General features: G+C 60.0%; 15 protein-coding genes. 10 read left to right on the forward strand and 5 right to left on the reverse strand.

Annotated features, from left to right (window positions below):
• Positions 1–48 precede the first annotated feature (48 nt).
• A complete protein-coding gene (locus tag ACX3YD_RS11350; RefSeq protein ID WP_458959972.1) occupies positions 49–1,164 on the forward strand; it encodes a formylglycine-generating enzyme family protein in 1,116 nt (371 codons plus the stop codon).
• Positions 1,165–1,865: 701 nt separating this feature from the next.
• On the forward strand, positions 1,866–2,444 hold the full coding sequence (locus ACX3YD_RS11355) for a DUF4337 domain-containing protein (RefSeq protein ID WP_103404982.1): 579 nt from the start codon (positions 1,866–1,868) through the stop codon (positions 2,442–2,444).
• A 22-nt stretch (positions 2,445–2,466) separates the two neighbouring features.
• Here the strand turns inward: ACX3YD_RS11355 and ACX3YD_RS11360 are convergent, their stop codons facing one another.
• Positions 2,467–4,062, reverse strand: a complete 1,596-nt coding sequence (locus ACX3YD_RS11360) for a winged helix-turn-helix domain-containing tetratricopeptide repeat protein (protein ID WP_458960408.1) — start codon at positions 4,060–4,062, stop codon at positions 2,467–2,469.
• A gap of 259 nt (positions 4,063–4,321) precedes the next feature.
• On the opposite strand from ACX3YD_RS11360, the gene ACX3YD_RS11365 reads away from it, so the two are divergent.
• Positions 4,322–5,083, forward strand: a complete 762-nt coding sequence (locus ACX3YD_RS11365) for an SDR family oxidoreductase (RefSeq protein ID WP_458959973.1) — start codon at positions 4,322–4,324, stop codon at positions 5,081–5,083.
• An 82-nt stretch (positions 5,084–5,165) separates the two neighbouring features.
• Positions 5,166–5,579 carry a cupin domain-containing protein gene (locus ACX3YD_RS11370; protein ID WP_047530358.1) on the forward strand — a complete coding sequence of 138 codons (414 nt, stop codon included), beginning with the start codon at positions 5,166–5,168 and terminating at the stop codon, positions 5,577–5,579.
• Between the two features lie 84 nt (positions 5,580–5,663).
• Here the strand turns inward: ACX3YD_RS11370 and ACX3YD_RS11375 are convergent, their stop codons facing one another.
• Complete coding sequence (locus tag ACX3YD_RS11375) at positions 5,664–6,557, reverse strand: LysR family transcriptional regulator (protein ID WP_103404979.1); 894 nt, start codon at positions 6,555–6,557, stop codon at positions 5,664–5,666.
• Positions 6,558–6,683: 126 nt separating this feature from the next.
• Here ACX3YD_RS11375 and ACX3YD_RS11380 point away from each other — a divergent pair, with 126 nt between their 5' ends.
• Together ACX3YD_RS11380 and ACX3YD_RS11385 are read left to right on the forward strand one after the other, a co-directional pair.
• Positions 6,684–7,880: an MFS transporter gene (locus ACX3YD_RS11380; RefSeq protein ID WP_458959974.1), complete on the forward strand. Its 1,197-nt coding sequence runs from the start codon at positions 6,684–6,686 to the stop codon at positions 7,878–7,880.
• 147 nt (positions 7,881–8,027) lie between these two features.
• Positions 8,028–8,189 carry a DUF2986 domain-containing protein gene (locus ACX3YD_RS11385; protein WP_081997906.1) on the forward strand — a complete coding sequence of 54 codons (162 nt, stop codon included), beginning with the start codon at positions 8,028–8,030 and terminating at the stop codon, positions 8,187–8,189.
• Between the two features lie 171 nt (positions 8,190–8,360).
• Here the strand turns inward: ACX3YD_RS11385 and ACX3YD_RS11390 are convergent, their stop codons facing one another.
• The 3 genes from ACX3YD_RS11390 to ACX3YD_RS11400 are packed head-to-tail and all read right to left on the reverse strand — an operon-like array spanning position 8,361 to position 11,407.
• Positions 8,361–8,711 carry a RidA family protein gene (locus ACX3YD_RS11390; protein ID WP_458959975.1) on the reverse strand — a complete coding sequence of 117 codons (351 nt, stop codon included), beginning with the start codon at positions 8,709–8,711 and terminating at the stop codon, positions 8,361–8,363.
• A gap of 28 nt (positions 8,712–8,739) precedes the next feature.
• Positions 8,740–9,984: an NAD(P)/FAD-dependent oxidoreductase gene (locus ACX3YD_RS11395; protein WP_458959976.1), complete on the reverse strand. Its 1,245-nt coding sequence runs from the start codon at positions 9,982–9,984 to the stop codon at positions 8,740–8,742.
• A 4-nt stretch (positions 9,985–9,988) separates the two neighbouring features.
• Complete coding sequence (locus ACX3YD_RS11400; protein WP_458959977.1) at positions 9,989–11,407, reverse strand: aminotransferase-like domain-containing protein; 1,419 nt, start codon at positions 11,405–11,407, stop codon at positions 9,989–9,991.
• Between the two features lie 348 nt (positions 11,408–11,755).
• On the opposite strand from ACX3YD_RS11400, the gene ACX3YD_RS11405 reads away from it, so the two are divergent.
• From ACX3YD_RS11405 to ACX3YD_RS11420, 4 genes are all read left to right on the forward strand, one after another.
• A complete protein-coding gene (locus tag ACX3YD_RS11405) occupies positions 11,756–13,189 on the forward strand; it encodes an amino acid permease (protein ID WP_458959978.1) in 1,434 nt (477 codons plus the stop codon).
• An 85-nt stretch (positions 13,190–13,274) separates the two neighbouring features.
• A complete protein-coding gene (locus tag ACX3YD_RS11410; protein WP_458959979.1) occupies positions 13,275–14,240 on the forward strand; it encodes an ABC transporter substrate-binding protein in 966 nt (321 codons plus the stop codon).
• Between the two features lie 48 nt (positions 14,241–14,288).
• The gene (locus ACX3YD_RS11415; protein ID WP_111448791.1) at positions 14,289–15,065 is read left to right on the forward strand and encodes an amino acid ABC transporter ATP-binding protein; all 777 of its coding nucleotides are present in this window, start codon (positions 14,289–14,291) and stop codon (positions 15,063–15,065) included.
• A gap of 3 nt (positions 15,066–15,068) precedes the next feature.
• Positions 15,069–15,749 carry an amino acid ABC transporter permease gene (locus ACX3YD_RS11420; protein WP_458959980.1) on the forward strand — a complete coding sequence of 227 codons (681 nt, stop codon included), beginning with the start codon at positions 15,069–15,071 and terminating at the stop codon, positions 15,747–15,749.
• The last annotated feature ends 1 nt before the right edge of the window (position 15,750 follow it).

Raw genomic sequence — 15,750 nt, forward strand, 5'->3', positions numbered from 1 at the left:
CTCATCAGGTTCAGCAAGATCCGCAGACTGATATGAGGAGGCGCGCAAATGCTCGTCAGGAAACGGCGTTTCGGTATCACCATCGTCTGCGCCGTGATCGTGTTGGCTTGCGTGGCGTTTGTGGGTTACCGGCACATTCGCGGCCCCGAGCCGTTGACGCTGGGTGATGGAAAAAATGGCCCAGTGGAAATGGTCTGGCTTCCTGCCGGCGAATTTTTGATGGGGAGCGACCATAAGCAGGCTCGTCCAAACGAGGGGCCGGCGCACAAGGTTCGACTCGACGGGTATTGGATCGACCGCTACGACGTCACCAATGCCGATTTCGCCCGTTTCATTTCTGAAACACATTACGTCACCACCGCCGAACGCAAGCCCAGATGGGAAGACCTGAAAGTCCAACTGCCGCCAGGGACGCCTGAGCCAGATGACAGCGACCTGGTGCCTGGCGCGTTGGTTTTTGTCGGTACAGACAGGCCAGTCCCACTTAATGATTTCAGCCAGTGGTGGGCATTCGTTCCGGGGGCCGACTGGCGTCACCCGCTGGGGCCAGACAGTACAATCGAGGGCAAGGAAACCCATCCTGTGGTTCAGGTTTCACGTGAAGATGTGCAGGCGTACGCCGCATGGGCGCACAAGCGCCTGCTCACCGAGGCTGAATGGGAGTACGCCGCAAGAGGCGGGCTGGAACAAGCGAATTATGCATGGGGCAATGACTTCTCACCCGGGGGGGAAAAGATGGCGAATACCTGGGATGAAATACAGCCGTTTCCCGTGACCGGACCCAGTAACACATTCAAAATTGGCACCAAGCCGGTCGGCAGTTACCGACCTAACGCCTATGGACTCTACGACATGTCCGGGAATGTTTGGCAATGGGTCGCCGATTGGTATCGTGCCGACGCGTTTAGAGTGGGGCTCAAGCGTCAACCGGCGGGCGAAGCAGCGGTAAACCCGGTGGGGCCTTCCGACAGCTACGACCCCGAACTTGGGGTGACGGCCCATGCACCGCAACGTGTCATCCGAGGCGGATCCTTTCTGTGCAGCGACAGTTACTGCACGAGCTTTCGAACCAGTGCCAGGCAGGGCGCAGACCCTATGAATTCCATGTCGCATCTCGGCTTTCGCTTGGCGATGAGCCATGACCAATGGGAAAAAAACCGTTGAATACAAAAAAAACACGCGTGCCACGCGTGAAAACACGTTTAGTCGACGTGACCCCGTTGCGAAAACTTCAGGTCCGTCTGAATGAGCGAGTACGCTGACGGTCTCATTCTGTTGGGTGAAACCCTGCAATGTTCAGTCATCCGCCTGTTTGCCGATAATTGGAATACCACTTTTCGAGTTTTCATAACGTCGCCGACTGTTGGAGTGATTCGCAGGCTGCCGCGGCCCTGGGTATCAGAACTTACGTGAGCGCGCCCATCAGATCCCAGGATGGCCAGGTGCTGGGGACGGTAGGTGCCGCCAGCTCGGACCCAGTGACTTGCTCTGCTGAAGTGAAACCCTTGCTGATGCTGCTCTCAGGGTTGCCGGGGTATTCCCTTGAACGAGGGCTGCTTGTTGAGCGACTTCAGGCCGCCAACGCCGAATTGACCCAACTGGCCCTGACAGATCCGCTAACCGGCCTGTCCAATCGGCGTGCCATTTTGAACATCGGGACAACCGTTTCCACAGGGTGTTTTGGGGAGTGATGTGAAGCTGCCATTCAGGGCGGCAGTTATTTGAAAAGATGTTTGCCGCGGTTCAGACAAGAGAGTTGCTTTTTCAATAGAATCGAGCCCTCACGGCCCATGATCTGTGCCTGCAAAAATCAAGGGCAATACGCTGCCTGTCCACCACCACTCACTCCTCCCAGATCGACACCCATGCCCGAAGAGTTCGAAGTTCCAAGCCCACACGAGCAACATATTGAGCACACCACCCATCATGCCCATGCACGAGGCGACAGCTTTGCCAGCAGGATTGCGGTGATGACGGCGATCATGGCGACCGTCGGCGCCATGATGAGCTATCAGGCCGGCTCAACGGAGAGTGAGGCGGCCATGGACAAAAACAACGCCGCCATCCAGAAGACCGAAGCCGCCAACGAGTGGAATTACTACCAGGCCAAGTCCAGCCGGCAGAACCTGTCGGAGCTGGCGAGCCATCTCCCAGGGCTGGATTCTGCCCACTATGCCGCTGAGGCGCGGCGCTACGGGGAGCAGAAAGAGGAGGCGCGCAAGAAGGCCGAAGCACTCGAGCAAGGGGCACGCGAGTGGGACGAAAAGTCAGAGCTGGTGCTGCATCAGCATCATCGCTGGGCCCAGGCAATGACGGCGATCCAGATCGCCATTTCGCTGGCGGCCATTACCTTGCTGACGCGTAAGGAATGGCTCAAGCGGGTCTCGTTTGGGGCCGCCGGTGTTGGCGTCCTGTTGGGCTCACTGGCCTGGCTGCACCTCTAGGCGAGGCCTGAATGTTCCGCGGTCATTCAGGCAAACCGGCCAACCGCAGTCCATCGACGAAGCGCGCGAAATCTTCGGGTCGCTGGATCGGCAGCCAGTCTTTCAGGTTGCCGAGGCGCAAAGCGGGATCCAGCTCCCGGAGACGCTGCATCGCCAGCCTCGCTTTATCCATTCGTCCGCTGAGGGCATGACTGGCCGCGATCACTGCCACCGGGGGCAGGAAACCGGGCAGGTTGCCCAGCGCCTTTTCCGCCCATTGCGTCGCGAGATCGAAGCGTCCGGCGAAAAAATGCGCGAGCGCCATTCCGATCTGCATCCTGAACATTTCCGGATCCAGCGGACTCAAGCGAACGGCATGGGCCAGATGCTCGATGGCGGCGTCCGTTTCACCGCGCAGTGCACGCAGGATGCCGCCCAGGAACCAGGCGGGGGCGAGGTTGGGATTGAGCAGGCGCGCCCTGTCGAGCAAGGCAATGCCGCCGTCCACATCACCGGTGAGATGGCCCAATGCATGTCCACCTCGGGTCAACGCGACCGCATCATCCCGGCCAAGCGTCACCGCCATACGCCCAAGTCGTATGCCCTCGGCGATCTCTTGCGTCCGATCGGTCATCCAGCCATTGATTTTGCGCCAGAAGTGGCACCAGGCTGCCATGCCATAGGCCGATGCAAATTCCGGATCGAGCTCGATGGCCTTGTAGAACAGCGGCAACGCCTCATCGAGGGCTTCCCGGGTGCCGTTGTGCAGTTTTGCCATTGCGCGCAGATAGTAGTCGTAGGCGCCCAGGCTTTCCGTCGGTTTGCGCTTGGCGCGTTCGATTTCTGCCCGTTCCAGTTGCGGCGCGATGGCGCCGACGACGCTTTCGGTGATTTGGTCCTGTAGCTCGAAGAGGTCGTTGAGCGTGCCTTCGAAGCGTTCCGCCCAGATATGCGTCCCGCTCGTCGCGTCGATGAGTTGCCCGGTGATGCGCACTTTTTCCCCGCACTTGCGCACGCTGCCTTCCAGCAGGTAGCGAACGCCCAATTCCTGGCTGACGCCCTTGGCGTCCACCGTCCGCCCCTTGTAGGTGAAGCTTGAATTGCGCGCGATGACGAACAGCCAGCGGATACGCGACAGGGCCGCGATCAGATCTTCCACGATGCCGTCGGCGAAATACTCCTGCTCCGGATCGCCGCTCAAATTCTGGAAGGGCAAGACGGTAATCGAGGGTTTGTCCGGGAGGAGCAAGGAGGGGGGCATTGCGTTCGCTGCTGGGGCCGAGTGCTCATCGATGACCGTCCGTTGCGGCTGCTGCGTTTCGCCGCTCCCGCTGACCTTGATCTGGCCGACGAAGCGGTAGCCCTTGCGGGCGACCGTGCGCACCAGGCGCTGTTCCTCACCGGTATCGCCAATGGCTTTGCGCACTGCATTGATGTGGCTGGTGATCGTCGATTCCGAGACGATCCGGCCGTTCCACACCGCCTGGAGCAGATCGTCCTTGCTCATGACGCGATCAGGGTTGTTGACGAACAGCAGCAACAGATCGAAAACCTGCGGCCCGACGGCCACGACTTGCCCGCGCAAGGTCAGTTCCCGGCGCTCTTCGTCGAGCAGGTAGTCTTCAAACACGAATGGCAAAGTGAGGATCCCCTGGCAAAGCGCCCTCAACTCCGTGTCCCAGGCGGCTGACGTTTTGTATTGAATATCAATGATACGGCAGCGCTGAACCCGCCGCATCGTCTGCGGCCGAGGCAACATAAGGCTTCGGCGTCTTTGGACGAAAAACCAAGCCTGCGTGGAGGGAAAACCACAGCAGGCACAAGGACTTCGTTCATGCGCACAGGCAATCTCCCTTCACACCGACGCAATGCTTGCCGTCGACACGTGGAGAACGCCCATGAAAATCGTCGTCATCGGAGGCTCCGGCCTCATCGGATCAAAACTTGTGAAGAACCTGCGCGAGCGTGGCCATGACGTGCTCGCAGCCAGCCCCAGCACGGGCGTCAACAGTATCACCCGCGAGGGCCTGGCCCAGGCGATGGATGGTGCCGACATCGTTGTCGACGTGGCGAACGCGCCGTCGTGGGAGGACCAGGCCGTCCTCGAGTTTTTCGAAACGTCCAGCCGTAACCTGCTGGCCGCTGAAGCGGCCGCCGGTGTTCGGCATCACGTTGCGCTGTCGATTGTCGGGACCGAACGGCTGCCCGAGAACGGCTATTTCCGGGCCAAGGTTGCGCAGGAAAGCCTTATCAAGGCTTCCGGCATTCCTTACTCCATTTTGCGTGCCACGCAGTTCTTCGAATTCGTCAGCGGCATTGCCGATTCGTTTGCCGTCGGCGAGGAACTTCATGTGTCGCCAGCGCTGATCCAGCCGTTGGCGTCCGACGACGTGGTGGCGGCACTCACCGACGTCGTGCTGGCAGCGCCGCTCAATGGCACGGTCGAAGTCGCGGGGCCCGAGGCCATGCCGATTGACGAGCTGGTCAGGCGCTTTCTGCGAGCCACTCGGGATACTCGCCGGGTCGTGCCGGACGTGCACGCGCGCTACTACGGCGCCGTGCTCGACGATCAATCACTGACCCCCGGCCAGCATCCGCGCCTGGGCGCGATCCGTTTTGAAGACTGGCTCACCCGGTCAATGGCCGAAGCCGGTCGCTGAAGCCACCAGCGACCCCTCAGGAAGGCGTCGCCCCGGTCATGGGGCGCGCCGTCATCACCCTTACCCTCGAAGGAGTATTGCCATGGTTACCCGATATCTATTGGCTGCGGCTTTCGCAGCACTTTCAATCGGCACAGCGTCGGCCGCCGAGCCGCCCCCCGGCAAGGTGACCGTCGTGTTTGACCGTCCCATTCCCAACATCCCCGGCAAGAGCATGAAGGGCGTGGTCGTCGAGTATGGGCCGGGCGCCGCGTCGCCATCCCACACCCATCCGAAAACGGCCTTCATCTATGCAACGGTGCTGGAGGGTGCGTTTCGCATCAAAGTCAAAGGCCAGCCGGAAAAGATCTACCACGTCGGCGAAAACTTCGTAGAAGAGCCGGGTTCCGTACACGAAGTCAGCGCCAACGCCAGCGACACCGAACCGGCACGCCTGTTGGCGGTGTTCGTCCTCGACACTGACGAAAAAACGCTCGTCACCCCCATCAAAAAGTGAGCCGATCCGCCCGCTGATAAAGGCTCGACAGTCGGGCGGCAGGCCTCTGTTCTATCCATGTACTGAACCGGGGCTTTTGCGCCTTTAGACGCCCTCGCGCAGCGCATTGGAAACAAGCGAAAACGCCGGAGAGGGTTGCCGTCGGCTGGGGTAGTACAAATAGTATCCAGCGAACGGGGGGCACCAGTCTTCCAGTACCCGCATCAGCCTGCCTTCCTGAAGATGGGGTGAAAATTCCTCTTCGGGCAGGTAGGCAATGCCCAGTCCCGCCAGCGCCGCCTCCACGATGTGGACAGAGGTGTTGAACGTCAGTTGTCCGTTGACGCGCACGTTCAATTGCTTGTTGCGCCGCTCAAAGTCCCATACGTAAAGCCCGCCGGATGTCTGCATGCGCTGGTTGATACAGTTATGGTCCATCAAGTCCCGTGGGTTTTTCGGAATGGCACGGGTGGCAAAGTAGGCGGGTGTGGCAACCACAGCCATTCGTAACGGTGGCCCTATGGGCACGGCAATCATGTCCTTATCGATGGTGTCGCCCAACCGAACCCCGGCATCAAAGCGATCCGCCACGATGTCTCTGAATCCGTAATCGACGTCGAACTCGACCTTGATATCCGGGTATTGGTGCAGCAATGGGGTGAGCTTGGGCAGCAGGGTTTTGCGCAGGACGTGATCGCCGCAGGTGATGCGTACCAGGCCGGCTGGCTTGTCGCGCAGTTCTGTCAGTACATCCAGTTCCGCTTCGATTTCATCGAAGCGGTGGCCGATGGCCTGCAACAGCCGCTCGCCAGCGACCGTCGGCGAGACGCTGCGCGTGGTACGTGTCAGTAACCTGATCTGAAGGCGCGCTTCCAGGCCGCTGATCGCCTGACTCAGCGCCGATTGGGTCACACCCAGCAGCGAGGCGGCGCGGGTGAAACTCCCTTCTCGCGCCACGGTGACAAAGGACAGTAAATCGTTGAGGTTCCTTCTGACCATATCGCCACTGCCCTTGATTCCATTGATTAGTTGCACTTATAGCCTTATTAAGTATTCATTAGCTAGTCGCTGGAAAGTCCTTGCCTCACCATGCCAGTCATGAATATGAATGAAAGTGAGGCCTCGATGGCCACTGTTGTCCCAATACCTGAGGCCAATGAACAACCCGCGTACTGGAGCGGGGTGTTTGCAATGACACTGTGCGTTTTCGCGCTGATCGCTTCGGAATTCATGCCTGTCAGCCTGCTGACGCCAATGGCCGATGATCTGCATGTCACCGAAGGGCTGGCCGGGCAGGGCATCACGATCTCCGGCGCGTTCGCGGTACTGACCAGCCTGTCGATCCCCTGGTTGGCTGGAGCCGTCAACCGCAAGACGCTGTTGTTGGCCCTGACCGGGATGATGGCTGTATCCGGTGTCGTGGTCGCAATGGCGCCTGACTATCAGACATACATGGTTGGCCGTGCGCTCATCGGTGTGGTCATCGGTGGTTTTTGGTCCCTGTCCGCTGCAACGGCCATGCGCCTGGTGCCTGCCAGCCAGGTGCCCAAGGCCTTGGCCATCTTCAACGGTGGTAACGCGTTGGCGACTGTGATCGCCGCACCGCTGGGCAGCTACCTGGGGGCGGTCATTGGCTGGCGCGGTGCTTTCTTCTCTCTGGTACCTGTAGCGGCGATCGCCCTGGTTTGGCTGTGGGCCAGTCTGCCGGTCATGGAGGCGGGTGAGCGCACGTCGGGCTCCGCCAATGTCTTCAGACTGTTAAGGCACCGTGCCGTAGCGTTGGGCATGGCCGCCTGTGCTGCTTTTTTCATGGGGCAGTTCGTGTTGTTTACCTATCTGCGGCCGTTCCTCGAAACAGTGACGATGGTTGATGTCTCTACGCTGTCGTTGATCTTGTTCGTGATGGGCGCAGCGGGCTTTATCGGCACCTTGATTGTCGGTTCGTTCCTGAGGCGCGGCCTGTTCCGGACACTCGCGACCATTCCCTTGCTGATGGCTGTGATCGCCTTGGCGCTGATCCCCTTTGGAGCCTCGGTCGTTGCCATTGTCATGCTGCTCGGATTCTGGGGGCTCGTGGCTACGGCGGCGCCTGTCGGCTGGTGGAGTTGGATAGCGCAAGTCCTGCCCAGGAATGCCGAGGCCGGAGGCGGCCTGATGGTGGCCGTGATTCAGTTGGCCATCGCTTTGGGCTCGACCGTTGGCGGCTTGCTGTTCGATCGCCATGGCTATCAGAGCACTTTCGTGGCGAGCGCAGCGGTGCTGTTGCTGGCGGCACTTCTGACTTATTTGACATCGGGTTCCAAGGCGCCCCGGGGCGCCTGAGACAGGCCGAGGGTCTACGAATCGTGGTTACCGAAGGCCAGTTGCACACCAACTGTTTCCGACGTTATGCACTCGGTGCGCTCCACAGTGTCCTGGCTGAGTATCTTTAGCTGATATCATCCGGCAACTGTAAACCGAGTAGAAAACATGAATCGTCAAAAGAAACTGAAGCAGTTATTCAAGGCCAAGGCCAAAAAGGCGAGCGCCAAACTGGCACCGGTAAAAAAGAACAAATACATCAGTAAAGCCGACCGCTTGAAGCTGGCTGCCGAAGCCAGTGTCGACTCAAGCACGCCCTCTGAGAGCTGATCCGGATAGCTTGAGGCCCAACGGAGTTTCCAGGGTTGAATGCACTGCGACGATTCCGGACTCAATCCCGCCAAGGCTGATTTTTTCAACGGAACCGGCCGATAGCTGCACGATTCAACCGCAGCTATCGGTTCCAGCGGCCATTTGGCGCGCAGGAAAAAGCCGAAAAACTCACCCCTTCGCCGCACAGACAATCACTTCAACCAATAACCGCGGATCAGCGAGTTTTGCTTCGCCACAGGCTCGGGCCGGAGCTTGTCCCGACGGTACCCAGGCATCCCATACCGCGTTCATCGCGGCGAAATCGGCCATGTCGGCTAGCCAGATAGTAGCCTGCAATAGATGTTCCCTGGATGAACCGGCTTGCTCAAGCAAGGCATCGACCCGTGCCAGCGCATCACGGGTTTGATCGGCAACATTGTGATGGTATTCGCCCACTTGCCCGGCCAGGTATACCGTATTGCCGTGAATGACGATCTGGCTCATACGTTGATTGGTCTGTTTTCGCTCGATGGTTTGCATCCATTGTTCTCCTGTGGAATGGCGTGGTTCAGAAGCGTTGCACGGAAAAACTGTCCAGCCACTGCGGCGCTTTGCCGGCGATGCAGTCGGCGACCAACTGTCCGGTTGCTCCAGCCAGCGTCAGGCCCAGGTGCTGATGGCCGAAGGCGTAGATCATTCGCGGCTCGTTAGGCGAGGGGCCAATGACCGGTAACGAGTCGGGCAGGGAAGGGCGGAACCCCAGCCATTTGCGTGCGACCGGTTGTGTCAGGCCCATGACCTGGCGTACGTGCCGTTCCAGATAATCGAAACGTTGCGTATTGGCAGGGTCATTGATCGATCCCAGTTCAACCGTGCCCGCCACCCGCAGTCGACCCGCCATCGGTGTCATGTAGAACGCGCGCTCTACCGGACAGCACGGGCGGTTGAGCAGGGTGTCCTGCAGGTCGAATTCGAGGTGGTAGCCGCGCTCGGTGTCCAGCGGAATGTGATCGCCCATCTGCCGGGCCAACGCCGCAGACCAGGCACCGCCACACAGTACGACGCGGTCGGCGCGCCAGGACTTCCCTTCTGCGCTGCTCAGGTACAAACCGTCGCTTTTTCGTTGCACGCCGTTGATCGTCGCCTGATGCAGCACGCCTTCGGCAATCAGCGGCGCCGCCAGTGCTTCGATGAACGCCCGTGGGTCATCCATGTGCGACGACTCGGGAAACAGAATCCCGGCCACTGCTTTGCCCGCCAGCGCCGGTTCCAGTTGTTCGACATCCGCGGCGTTCAACACTTGTTGGGCGATGCCCAGCGATCGCCGCAATTCGATGGCCGCCCGTGCGCCGGCGAAACCTTGCTCGGTGCCGTACGCATAAAGACAACCGTTATGACGCAGATGTTGATCGGCCAGCGGGCAGTCGGCCAGCAACGGCGCATAGCCGCTGTAGGTGTGCTGGAGGATATTGGCCAGCGCCTGGGTGTTTGTTTCACAGCGCGAGGCGCGACATTCATTGAGAAACCGCAACAGCCACGGCATCAGTCGGGGCAGGCGCGCCCAGTTGATGACAAAGGGTGACTCCTTCGAAAACAGCAGCGACGGAATGGCCTTCAACAATGATGGCTGGGCGATCGGCATCACGCCATAGGGCGCCAGGGTGCCAGCATTGCCGTAAGACGCGCCGCTGGCGATCGCGTCTCGCTCCAGCAACACCACCCGGTAACCCTCGCGGCGTAGCCAGAGCGCGGTGGCTACGCCGACCACCCCGGCACCGATAATGGCGATTTCGCAATGAACTGGCTGTGTCATGTCCTCAGATCCGGTTGTGCATATGGAGATGACCCTGGCGTGCCAATTGACTGATGACACTCAAGGCTTTGATCAGCTGTTCCCGTGACAGGGCCGCCGAGATGTTGATGCGTACCGCCTGCGGCGAAAGCTCCGGCCGCAAGGTAAAGGCGCCCCCGGCAAGCAGCACCACGCCGCGGTCCTGGCACAGGCGGGCGAAGCGCGAGCCGGTCCAGGGCTCGGGCAGCACCAGCCAGGCATGGGTGCCTGTGGCGCTGTGCCGGAATTCCAGGCCTTCGAGGTGAGTGGCGAGCAAGGCCTGGCGAATGCGCAGTTCTTCGCGTTGTTCCGAGACCAGGTGTTGGGCATGACCGTCCTCGATCAATCGGGTGGCGATCAGTGCCGTCAGCGGCGAAGTGCTCCAGCAATCAATACGCTGCATGGCAGCAATGTCTTGCACCAACGCTTGAGGGGCCATGACAAAACCCATGCGCAACCCCGGCGCGATGCATTTGGACAGGGCAGAAATATAGATCGTCCGCTCCGGCATCAGCGCGGCGAAGGGCGCAGGCGACTGATCCAGCAGTGGGCGATAGACATCGTCCTCGAGGACCAGCAGATGGGTTTCACGAATCACGGCAGCCAGCTCCTCGCGACGCTCGGCGTCCAGGGTGATGGCGGTCGGGTTATGGATCGAAGGCACCAGGAACAGCAGTCGCGGCTGATGCTCGACGCACGCCTGGCGCAGGGCCTGGGGCGACATGCCCCGTGCATCCGCGTCAACGCCCACCAGAATCAGGCCCAATGACCGGCACAGCGCATTGATGCCTTGATAGGTCACGCTGTCGGCCAGCACCGTATCACCGCTGTTGGTCAGGCTGCGCAAGGTGTTGGCGATGCCGTGCTGGGCGCCTTCGACTATCAGCATTTGCGAGGCATGGGCCTCGACGCCGGTGTGGCGCAACCATTGCGCGGCGGCTTCCCGGGCCCACAGCGGACCTTCGGAGGGGTGATAGTCCTTCATGTCGGCAAAGCGCGGGTCGCTGGAAAGACGTGGCAGAAGTTGCGCCAGGACCCGATTGAATCCATCGGTGGCCGGGCGATTGACACTCAGGTCGACGGTGCCCGGGTCATTGATCGGTGCGGACTGGAACTGCGCCGCCGGATGCCGTGGCTGCGCGACTTGCGTGCCACGCCCCGGACGGCTTTCGACCAAGCCTTTTTGCTGCAGCACGGCCATGGCTTTGGTCACCGTGGTGATGTTCACCCCCAGCGCACTGGCGAACTCGCGATGAGGCGGCAGGCGCTCACCCGGTTTGAGTTTGCCGTTGCCGATCGCCTCAGCCAGAGAATCGGCCAATTGGGCGTAAAGGGTTCCCGCTTTGTCGCGCTGCAAAGCCGCATTGGCTTTGAGTTCGTCCAGCAGTTGTTCGAATTGACTCATGGTGCTTTATCCCTGCTTGTCATGCTTGTAGCAAGACAATAAGCAAATTTGTATTGCTTTTTATCCGATACAAAGGCCATTGACAAGCTAAAAATCCGTGATTAGTGTGTGAGTTGTAATGCTTGTCATGCAACACAATAAGAAAATGGCTGCCATGCTCAGCCCAATGGGTACGTACATGACTATCGAAACGTTTCAGCCGGGTTCGCCCTCGGCGCTTTGGCACCTCCGACTGTTCAGCCTGTCTGCGGGCGGCACAGAGTATCCGGTGTGTTGTCCCCCTCGTGCAAAGTCTTCGATGAAATTATCCGGTCGATCGACCCCACCCAATCAAGCGGAGGTCATCCAATGAACCACGCCCACCCAACCGATACAAAACCCGGTCAACAACGCCTCAGCGGGGCCTTGCGCCAGCGCCACATCACGATGATCTCCCTCGGCGGGATCATTGGCGCAGGCTTGTTTGTCGGCAGTAGTGCAACGATTCAGGCGATTGGCCCGGCGGCCTTCCTGAGTTATCTCGCTGCCGGCATCGTGGTGATGCTGGTCATGCGCATGCTCGGCGAAATGGCCGTGGCCTTGCCCGGTGTCGGGTCCTTTACCGAGTACGCCCGAATCGGCCTGGGCAATTGGGTCGGCTTCACCAGTGGCTGGTTGTACTGGTACTTCTGGGTGATCGTGGTGGCGGTGGAAGCGGTGGTCGGTGCCAACATTCTTCAGCAGTGGATACCGCTGCCGGCGTGGATGATCGGCCTGACGCTGTTGGCCGTGATGACCGCAATCAATTGCCTGTCCGTGAAGTCTTACGGTGAATTCGAATACTGGTTCGCTTCACTAAAGGTCTTCGCCATCATCGTTTTCATCTTCGTGGTCGGCGCCTACCTCTTCGGGTTTGCCCCGAGTACCAGCGACCTGTTGGGCAACCTGGTGAATGACCGCGGCTTCATGCCTTATGGGGTGAGTGCGATTCTGGCCGGTGTACCCACGGTGATTTTCGCCGTGGGCGGCGCCGAAATCGCCACCATCGCCGCCGCTGAATCCGACGACCCCTCGAAGAACGTGGCGAACATGACCCGCTCGGTGATCTTCCGCGTCATTACCTTCTATGTAGGCTCGATCTTCCTGATTGTCTGCGTAGTGCCCTGGGGCCAGATCGTCGCCGGCCATTCGCCGTTCGTGGCGGCGCTGGAGGTCCTGCACATTCCCGGCGCGGCGATGATCATGCAAGCGGTGGTGCTGGTGGCCGTGCTGTCGGCGCTGAACTCCGGGTTGTACGTGTCTTCGCGGATTCTGTTCGGCCTCAGTCAGCGCGGTGATGCACCGGCGAAGCTGTCGACCCTCACCGGGCGCAAAGTGCCAAGGGCGGCGGTGCTGCTCAGCAGTGTGATCGGCTACATCGCCATCATGGCGGCGATCATTTCTCCGGAAGGTGTGTTCCTGTTTCTGGTCAACGCGTCGGGTGCGGTGATGTTGTTCGTGTACCTCGCAGTAGCGCTCGCGCAAATCAAGGTTCGCCGTCAGGTAGACGCCACGGCGCCGGCCCGACTGACCCTCAAGATGTGGCTGTTCCCGTGGCTGTCCTATGCTGTGGTGGCAGTCATTGCGGGTGTTTTGGTCGCCATGGCGTTCCAGGAATCCTTGCGTACGCAGTTCCTCGCCAGCCTGGTCAGTCTCGGCGTGGTTTCTGTCGCCTATCTGCTGCTCAAGCGTCGTCGGCAGTCAGCCGGCAAGCCACACGTCAATGCCATCGACTTGTTGGCGGGGTTGTCGACACGGTCGTGAAACTTAGGGGAATAGAGCCACGGATGGCGGTTGAGTTGTTTGGCTTGAAACGGTCCAAAACTATAATTTGCCCAATAGGTGATCTATGTCCGACTACAAATTCGACACCCAAGGTTTCTCCCGGCGCGGGCTGCTCAAAGCCACGGGTTACGGTTCACTGGCTGCGCTGTTGAGCGGGGTCGTAGGTCCGATACCGATGTCATTCGCTGCCGGGCAACCGATCAAGACCGTGCGCCCTGGCTACCTGACCGCCGCGTGCCTGGGCGACATGCCCTTGGGCGCGCTGCGCGAAGGCGTCCCGGTCGGCACCGATCTGGAATTGCTGAAAATCATTGCCGATCGCCTCGAACTCAAGCTCGATGTGCTGACCATGGGCTTCCCGGCGGTGGTCGAAGCGGTGAGGTCGGGACGGGCCGACTGGTTCGGCGGCAACTTCGCCTGGAACCCGATGCGCTCCAAGATCCTGCTATTGACCGACCCGGTGTTCTACACCGGCGCCTACGTGATCATGCGCGACAATGAGCCATTCGAAACCTCCATCACCGTGAACGACGTGAAGGGCCGCACCATCGGTGCCATTACCGGATATTTCACCATCCCGGACATGAAGAAAATCGAAGGCGTGAAGGAGGTCAAACTCTACGACAACACCGACTCCTGCTTGCGAGACGTGCGCGCCGGGCGACTGGATTTTGCCGTACTGGATGCCCCGACCATCGACTACATGATCCTTCAGGACCCGAGCCTCAAGCTCAAACAGATCCCCATGTCCTACGATGAGAAATTTCCCAGCCTGACCGCCAAGTTCGAGGCGATCTGGGGTGTTCATCCGCAGAACCAGGATTTGTTCGATGGCATAAACCAGGGCCTGCGCTGGCTCAAAAGCAGCGATCAGATCAAACCGATCCTCGCCAAGTACGGCATCAAGAACCCCGACTACCTCGTGCCTCCCGCCAAGGATCCGCGCATTGGCGTGGACCGCGACGAGAAGGGCAACCTCATCGGGCCGTTCGAGCACCCGCCGCGAGATTTCAGTCAGGCCTTCGCCTGAGTCGACGTCGCGATCACAGTTTGCGTCATCCACTTACGGACATTGCTCATGGCTGAATCAACTCCACTGGTGCGTATCGAAGGGCTCTACAAGTCCTTCGGTAGCCTGGACGTGCTCAAAGGCATCGACCTCAACGTGCAGCAGGGTCAGAAAATCTCGCTCATCGGCCCTAGCGGCTCGGGCAAGACCACCCTGCTGCGCTGCGTCAACTACCTGGAAGAGCCGACCAAAGGTGACATTTACATCGATAACGAACTGATCGGCCAGCGGCTGGTGGGCACCCGCAAAGTGCCCATGAGCGACAAGGAGCTGGCGCGGATGCGTACCGAGATCGGCATGGTGTTTCAACGCTTCAACCTGTTCCCGCACCTCTCGGTGCTGGACAACATCATCCTCGGCCCGCTCAAGGTGCAACAACGCAGCCGTGCCGAGGCGGTGGAACTCGCCGAGGATCTGCTGAACAAGGTCGGCATGTTCGCCAAGCGTGACGTGTACCCGGAACAGCTCTCGGGTGGGCAACAGCAACGTATCGCCATCGCCCGGGCGCTGGCGATGCAGCCCAAGCTGATGTTGTTCGACGAGGCCACTTCGGCCCTGGACCCGGAACTGGTGGGTGAAGTGCTGACGGTCATGCGCAAGCTGGCAGAGGAGGGCATGACGATGATTATCGTGACCCACGAAATGCATTTCGCCGAAAGCGTCTCCGATCAGGTGATCTTCATGGCCGACGGCAACATTGTGGAGCAGGGGCCACCCCGACAGATCTTTCGCGAGAGCCAGATCGAACGCACCCGCTCGTTCATCCGCGCCGTTCAGGAGCACTGATCGATGTTCGATTCCACTGCTCTGCACAAAGCCATCGAGATGCTGCCGTACTTTTTGAATGTGCTGGGCATCGGTGCGCTGACGACAGTCGGCCTGACGGCCGCCGCGTTTGTGGTGGCGACCTTGCTGGGTTTTTGCCTGGCGTTGATGCGGCTCTCGCGCAGCCGGGTGCTGAGCCTGATTGCCAGCGTGTACCTGGAGGTGTTTCGCAATATCCCGATCCTGACCCAGTTGTTCATCCTGTACTTCGGGCTGACCTACATCGGTATCACGCTGCCGGCGATCGGTGCGGCGATCATCGGTTTTGGGCTAAACGGTGCGGCTATTCTCTCGGAAGTGTTCCGTTCGAGCATCCGCACCATCGATCGCGGGCAAAGCGAAGCAGCGTACTCCATCGGCATGACCCGCTCCCTGGCGATGCGCATCATCGTGCTGCCCCAGGCGTTCAAGGTCGCGATTCCGGGGATGGCCAACTTTGCTATCGGCTTGCTCAAGGACACGTCCCTGGCCTCGGCAGCGGCGGTGCCGGAGCTGACGTTCAAGGCAAAAATGCTGGTCAGCGAAACCTACCAGACCAACCTGATTTATTTCCTGTTGGCGACCATCTACCTGGTGTTGAGCCTGGTGCTTTCCCATTGGGCGGCGCGCACCGAACGCCGTCTCAAAGTCGTCAAGGAGAACTGAT

Source organism: Pseudomonas fluorescens group sp. PF-1, assembly GCF_054481335.1.